A 6,785-nucleotide genomic window follows, 5' to 3' on the forward strand; every position below is an offset into this window, starting at 1 on the left:
TCAACAACGTCATGACCTCTTACAGCTAGGATCATCCCGGACACAGGACCCGCAGCATCGAGGAAATGAGGAGCGACCGTGGTCACCGCCATCGTGTTGATCAAGACCGACAAGTCCAGCATCCCGGAGACCGCGGAGACGCTGGCGGCCCTCGAGGGCATCGGCTCCGTCTACTCGGTGACCGGCGCCTGGGATCTCGTCGCGATGGTCAAGGTGCGCCGCTACGAGGATCTCGCCGACGTGATCGCCGACCACCTCTCCAAGGTCGAGGGGATCCAGGACACCGAGACCATGCTGGCCTTCCGCACGTACTCGACCGAGGACCTCGGCGAGGGATGGGCGCTCGGCTTCGACGCTTGAGCCCCCGCGAGGACGGACCCCGACTCACCGGCGGGGTCCGTCCTCGCCTCAGGACCGCGAGAAGGCGACCCAGCGGTCCAGGACATCGCGTGCCGCGCCGGAGTCGATCGACTCGGCGGCCCGTGTCATATTGGCCGCGAGGCGCTCCATCAGGGGCGAGTCGGCGTCGCTGTCCCAGGCCGTCAGGCCCGCAGCCGCGTTGAGGAGCACGGCGTCGCGGATCGGCCCCCTCTCCCCCGCCAGGAGAGCGCGGACGAGGGTCGCATTGTAGGCGCCGTCCCGCCCGGCCAGGGCCTGGACGGGGGCCAGGTCGATGCCCAGCTCCCGGGGATCGAGCTCGTGGGTGCGCACACCGTCCCGGACCTCCAGGACGGTCGACGGCCCCGACGTCGTGATCTTGTCCCGGCCGTCCGCACCGCGGAAGACGAAGCCGCGCACCCCACGATCGGCGAGCACCTGGGCGAGCAGCGGGACCATGGCTTCGCTCGAGCAGCCCAAGGCCTGCGCGGTGACCTGCGCCGGATTGCTCAGCGGGCCCAGGAAGTTGAAGACGGTCGGGACGCCGAGCTGCTTGCGCACCGGGGCCACGTACTTCATCGACGGGTGGTAGTTCTGAGCGAAGAGGAACGTGATGCCTACGGCCTCGGCGCACTCCTCGGCCTTGCGGGCCGGCATGGACAGGTCGACGCCGAGGGCCTCGATCACGTCTGCCGCGCCGGCGGTGGACGACGCCCCGCGGTTGCCGTGCTTGACGATGCGTGCGCCCGCTCCGGCGGCCACGAGCGAGGACATCGTGGAGAGGTTCACGGTGCCCAGCCGATCGCCGCCCGTGCCCACGATGTCGAGGGTCTCCCCCGCCACGTGCACCGGATTGGCCGCCCGCACCATGGCCTCGGCCAGACCCCGCAGCTCCGGCACGGTCACGCCCTTCGCGGCCAGGGAGAGGAGGAATCCGCCCACCTGCCCTTCGGTCGCGTCACCGGCCATCATCTCGCCCATCGCCCACGCGGCGACGTCGTCGCTGAGGTCCTCACCGAGGGTGAGGGCGCGGAAGACCTCCGGCCAGGAGGTCCCAAGGACTGCTGCGGTGTTCTCGGGGGTGCTCACGCCCCGAGCCTAGCGGCCCGACCGCACCGCAGGCCGCGCCGTGTCAGGAGTCGCACGCCGCTATCCTGAACGTCTCCTGGACACCAGCCCCCGACTGCCACTGAAACCCCAGCACGGTGCTGACGACCCGTCCTGCGACACGGTAGGTTGGATTTACCGCCCGGGCGGTGTTTAGGGCCATAATGGCTGGGTGACCACAGCTAACCCCACTCTCCATCAGCCCACCACGGGCCTCCCGAGCCGGCCGAACATGGTGCAGGTCGGGACCATGGTGTGGCTCGCCAGCGAGCTCATGTTCTTCGGTGGGCTCTTCGCCATGTACTTCACCCTCCGCTCCACGTCTCCGGAGCTCTGGGCCGAGCACACCGCGATCCTCAACGTCCCGCTCGCCGCGGTGAACACGACGATCCTGGTGCTCTCCTCCGTCACCGCCCAGTTCGGCGTCCTCGCCGCCGAGCGCCTCCAGCCCCGCCGCACCGGCGCCTTCCTGCAGTTCGGGAAGTGGGGCATGGTCGAGTGGTTCATCCTGACCTTCATCATGGGCTCGATCTTCGTGGCGGTGCAGTCCTACGAGTACGCGGTTCTCGTCTCCGAGGGTGTGACCGTCGCGGCGAACGCGTACGGCTCGGCGTTCTACATCACGACCGGCTTCCACGCCATCCACGTGACCGGCGGCCTGATCGCGTTCCTCTTCATCATCGGCCGCGCCTACATGGCCCGCCGCTTCGGCCACCACGAGGCGACGTCGGCGATCGTCGTGTCCTACTACTGGCACTTCGTGGACGTCGTCTGGATCGCCCTGTTCTTCATCGTCTACTTCCTGAAGTAAGACGACCCCCACTCACCGCACCGACTTCAGGCCCGGGCCGGCAGCATGAGCGGCCCGCCCGGGAAGAGAACGATAGGAAACCCCCGTGAAGGCACTTTCGCAGAACCGACGCCATCCCCTGATGGGGCTGGCGCTCCTCCTGCTGGGACTCCTGGTGACCGGCGGACTGTACTCCGTCGCGAGCACCGTGAACCAGGCGCAGGCGGCCACGCAGGTCACCGCGGCCGCCTCGGCTGATGACATCTCCGAGGGCGAGAAGCTCTTCAACGCGAACTGCGCCTCGTGCCACGGCACGGGTGCCGCGGGGGGTCCCTCCGGTCCGTCCCTGATCGGTGTCGGCGCCGCCTCCGTCGACTTCCAGGTGGGCACCGGCCGCATGCCGATGCAGATGAACGGCCCGCAGGCCCAGGTCAAGCCGAACCAGTTCAACGACGAGCAGACGGCGCAGCTCGCCGCCTACGTCGCCTCGCTCGGCGCCGGCCCGGCCGTCCCCGAGGACGAGTACCTGGACGTGAACCACGAGGACGTGGACATCACCCGCGGCGGCGACCTGTTCCGCATCAACTGCGCCATGTGCCACAACGCGGCTGCGGCCGGCGGTGCGCTCACCCGCGGCAAGTACGCCCCCTCTCTGCAGGGCGTGGAGGAGAAGCACATCTACGAGGCCATGGAGACCGGCCCGCAAAACATGCCGGTGTTCTCCGACTCGAACATCAAGCCCGAGGACAAGCGCGACATCATCGCGTACCTCAAGACCATCGAGAACCAGGGCTCCCCCGGCGGCCTCGCCCTCGGCTCGCTCGGCCCCGTCTCCGAGGGCCTGTTCATCTGGACCGCGGGCCTGGCGCTGATCATCGGCTTCATGGTCTGGCTCACCAGCCGGTCCTCCTGATCCCGTCGGCGCAGGCGCGCCGACCACCCGTCATCGACATTCATCACTCGAGTAAAGGAAACAGGACATATGGGCGAGAAAGGCTTTGAAGGGACCGAGCACCGCTCGGGTTCCCTCGAGCACGCCGGCGAGGACGCGCCCCGCTACGCGATCGACAACCCGGGCCTGCCTCCGCACCGTCCGCGTCTGGCCGATGAGGATCCGAAGGCCGCGAAGCGCGCCGAGCGTCAGGTCTCGGTCATGTTCCTCATCTCCATCGTGGGCACGGTGCTCTTCTTCATCGGCTACTTCGGCGTGGGGCAGATCGGCAACGGTGAGGCGTTCAGCAAGATCTACCTGCAGAACCTGCTGCTCGGCCTGGGCACCGCCCTCGCCATGTTCGGCATCGGCATCGGCGTGGTGCACTGGGCCAAGACCCTGATGCCGGACCACGAGACCGTGGAGGACCGTCATGAGATCCGCTCGGAGGCCGACCGTGTCGCCGCCACCGGGATGATCTCCGAGATCCTGGACGAGTCGCAGATCAAGCGCCGCCCCCTGCTGCGCAACACCCTGATCGGCGCCGCCCTGCTTGCCCCCCTGCCGTTCATCGCCGTGTTCCGCGACCTGGACGACTCGGACAACTTCTCGGATGAGGAGATCTACAACTTCGGTCCGGAGCGTCTGCGTCACACCATGTGGGCCGAGGGCGTTCGCCTCGTGCGCGACCCCACCGGCTCCCCCATCAAGGCCTCGGACGTCACGCTCGGCTCCGCCGTGCACGTCATCCCCGACGGCCTGAACGACCTGGGCCCTGACAAGCTCAACCAGAAGGCCAAGGCCGTCGTCCTGCTCATGCGCCTCGACCCGGCCAAGGTGAAGATCACCCCGGGTCGCGAGGACTGGAACGTGGACGGGATCTTCGCCTACTCCAAGGTCTGCACGCACGTGGGCTGCCCGATCGCCCTGTACGAGCAGCACACCCACCACCTGCTCTGCCCCTGCCACCAGTCGACCTTCGACCTGACGCAGGAGTGCAAGGTCATCTTCGGCCCGGCCAGCCACGCGCTGCCGCAGCTGCCGATCACCGTGGACGACGAGGGCTACCTCGTGGCCCAGAGCGATTTCCATGAGCCCGTCGGGCCTGTCTACTGGGAGCGTGGCTGACACCTATGAGCACCACCGTGAATGAGTTCCAGCCGGCGACCACGACCGGCCGCATCGCCAACTTCGTCGACACTCGCATGGGCATGTCGCCGATCGTGAAGTTCTTCGGCCGCAAGATCTTCCCGGACCACTGGACGTTCATGTTCGGCGAGGTCGCCCTGTACAGCTTCGTCATCCTGCTGCTGTCCGGCGCGTTCCTCACCCTCTTCTTCGACCCCTCCATGTCGGAGGTCGTCTACGACGGGGCCTACGCCCCGCTGCGCGGCATCGAGATGTCCGCGGCCTACGCCTCGACCCTGGACATCTCGTTCGACGTGCGCGGCGGCCTGTTCATGCGCCAGCTGCACCACTGGGCGGCGCTGATGTTCGTGGCGGCCATGTCCGTCCACATGCTGCGCGTGTTCTTCACCGGCGCGTTCCGTCGCCCGCGTGAGCTGAACTGGCTGGTCGGCTGCTTCCTGCTGATGGCCGGCTGGGCCGCCGGCTTCACCGGCTACTCCCTGCCCGACGAGGTGCTCTCCGGCAACGGCCTGCGCATCATCGACGGCATCCTGAAGTCGCTGCCGCTGGTGGGCACGTACCTCTCCGCCTTCTTCTTCGGCGGCGAGTTCCCCGGCCACTCGGTCATCGGCCGCCTGTACGCCCTGCACATCATGATCGTGCCGGCCGCCATCCTGCTGCTGATCGGCATCCACCTGTTCATGGTCGTCGTGCACAAGCACACCCAGTACCCGGGCCCGGGCCGCACCGAGGACAACGTGGTCGGCTACCCGGTGGGCCCCGTGTACGCGGCCAAGGCCGGCGGCTTCTTCTTCATCGTGTTCGGTGTGCTCGCGCTCATCGCCTCCACGGTGACGATCAACGCCAACTGGAACTACGGCCCGTACGATCCGTCCCCGGTGCAGGCCGGCACCCAGCCCGACTGGTACATCGGCGTGTTCGACGGCGCCCTGCGCCTCATGCCGGGCATGATCGGCGACTACTCCTTCCTCTGGAACATCCCGATGCCGTGGGGCTCCTCGGTGTCCCTGCCCATGGGCGTGCTCGTGCCGCTGATCCCGGTCGGCGTCCTGCTCGTCGGCATGTGCACCTGGCCCTGGATCGAGCGGTGGATCACCAACGACAACACTGAGCACCACCTGCTCGACCGTCCGCGCAACGCCCCGGCCCGCACGGGCATCGGCGTGGCCGCCGTCGTCTGGTACTGCGTCATGTGGGCGGCCGCGTCCTCGGACCTCATCGCCACCCACTTCCACCTCTCCCTGAACGACGTGCTGTACGTGCTGCGCGCGCTGTTCTTCCTCGGCCCGGTGATCGCCTTCATCGTGACCCGCCGCATCTGCCTGTCCCTGCAGCGCAAGGACCGTGAGCTGGTGCTCCACGGCCACGAGGCCGGCGTCATCGAGATGTCCCCCGAGGGCGGCTTCCACGAGCGTCACCGCCAGCTCACCGACTACGAGCTGTACCGCCTGGTGTCCTTCGAGGACCGCCGCCCGGTGCCGGCCATGCCCGGCCGCAACGGCAAGGTGGGCGCGCTGGAGAAGGCCCGTGCCGGCCTGAACCGCATGTTCTACCAGGATCGCGTCGCCCCGGTCTCCCGCGAGGAGCTGGTGGAGGCCCGCACCCACGGCCAGCACGGCCACGAGGACGGCGGCCACCACGAGCTGGGCGCCGACCCGAGCTCGCACAACCCGAAGATCGACGGCTGACCGCGGATCCTCTCGGACGCAGAAGGCCCCGCACACCGCTCGGTGTGCGGGGCCTTCCGCTGTCCGGACTCCCGCCCCTTCGCGTCCTCTGTCGTCTGGACACTTTCGTCCGGGAAACGGGAGCCTCCGGCGGTGCTTTCGTTCGGGATACGGGAGGCTGCGGGTTCTCAGCCTGCGACCGGGCCACGCCGAACCGGCCGTTCTCCTCCCCTGGAAGCGTCGTCCGGCGCATCTGGACGCCAGACCCACGCGCCGTCGTCGGGGTCCCGGCGCCACCCCTGCACGGGTGCATGCGCGGGTCGGACGACGTCGGTCAGCCACAGCGTCGTGCCCGGGTTCCACCCGGCGAGCACGGTCGCGACGCCCGAGGCGACGGGCAGGCAGCGCGCGGCGGAGGCGAGGCAGCCGAGTGCCGTCAGGTGGAGCGCATCCCACTCCTGGGCTCCACGTTTCCGATCCGGGTGCAACCATCGACCCGCCCTCCCGGTCCCCTGCCACTCGGTCCCCGGTCACCCGGTGCCAGTCGTGCCGCCTGGAGGCGCTCACGTCCAGAGGGACGCTACGCCACAGCCGGGCCCGGTCACCCGGGCTGGTCACCTTGTACGTACGTCCGACATCGTTCCACGGGGTCACGGCGGCCGTCCCCGCCCCGGAGTCGTCTCCGATGAGATCCAACCCCGCAGGCACCTGCGAGACGCTTGCGACGATGGCCACTGTCAAGGGCCATTGAGTTCTGCCCATA

The 6,785-nt window shown here is 68.5% G+C and carries 6 protein-coding genes; 5 read left to right on the forward strand and 1 reads right to left on the reverse strand.

Annotation, left to right across the window (positions count from 1 at the left end; all coding sequences use genetic code 11):
• Window positions 1-78: 78 nt before the first annotated feature.
• Window positions 79-360 (forward strand): Lrp/AsnC family transcriptional regulator, encoded by a 282-nt coding sequence (locus HMPREF3105_RS01975; protein WP_070708649.1) that lies wholly within the window; start codon window positions 79-81, stop codon window positions 358-360.
• A 48-nt stretch (window positions 361-408) separates the two neighbouring features.
• On the opposite strand, the gene trpD is transcribed toward HMPREF3105_RS01975, so the two are convergent.
• Window positions 409-1,467, reverse strand: coding sequence for an anthranilate phosphoribosyltransferase (gene trpD, locus HMPREF3105_RS01980; RefSeq protein WP_070708650.1), 1,059 nt, complete (start codon window positions 1,465-1,467; stop codon window positions 409-411).
• 250 nt (window positions 1,468-1,717) lie between these two features.
• Here trpD and HMPREF3105_RS01985 point away from each other — a divergent pair, with 250 nt between their 5' ends.
• From HMPREF3105_RS01985 to HMPREF3105_RS02000, 4 genes are all read left to right on the forward strand, one after another.
• Window positions 1,718-2,296 (forward strand): aa3-type cytochrome oxidase subunit III, encoded by a 579-nt coding sequence (locus HMPREF3105_RS01985; RefSeq protein ID WP_210401417.1) that lies wholly within the window; start codon window positions 1,718-1,720, stop codon window positions 2,294-2,296.
• A gap of 85 nt (window positions 2,297-2,381) precedes the next feature.
• Entirely contained in the window at window positions 2,382-3,188 is an 807-nt protein-coding gene (locus tag HMPREF3105_RS01990; protein WP_036315101.1) for a cytochrome bc1 complex diheme cytochrome c subunit, read from the forward strand.
• Between the two features lie 69 nt (window positions 3,189-3,257).
• Entirely contained in the window at window positions 3,258-4,334 is a 1,077-nt protein-coding gene (locus HMPREF3105_RS01995; RefSeq protein ID WP_070708652.1) for a cytochrome bc1 complex Rieske iron-sulfur subunit, read from the forward strand.
• Window positions 4,335-4,339: 5 nt separating this feature from the next.
• A complete protein-coding gene (locus HMPREF3105_RS02000; protein ID WP_070708653.1) occupies window positions 4,340-6,043 on the forward strand; it encodes a cytochrome bc1 complex cytochrome b subunit in 1,704 nt (567 codons plus the stop codon).
• Window positions 6,044-6,785: the final 742 nt, after the last annotated feature.

Source organism: Micrococcus sp. HMSC31B01, from assembly GCF_001816085.1.
Lineage (GTDB): Bacteria > Actinomycetota > Actinomycetes > Actinomycetales > Micrococcaceae > Micrococcus > Micrococcus luteus.

Excerpts from the sequence above, each read along its gene's own strand:
- HMPREF3105_RS01985 (WP_210401417.1), top strand. The coding sequence starts at position 1,718 with ATGGTGCAGGTCGGGACCATGGTGTGGCTCGCCAGCGAGCTCATGTTC.
- HMPREF3105_RS01995 (WP_070708652.1), top strand. The coding sequence starts at position 3,258 with ATGGGCGAGAAAGGCTTTGAAGGGACCGAGCACCGCTCGGGTTCCCTC.
- HMPREF3105_RS02000 (WP_070708653.1), top strand. The coding sequence starts at position 4,340 with ATGAGCACCACCGTGAATGAGTTCCAGCCGGCGACCACGACCGGCCGC.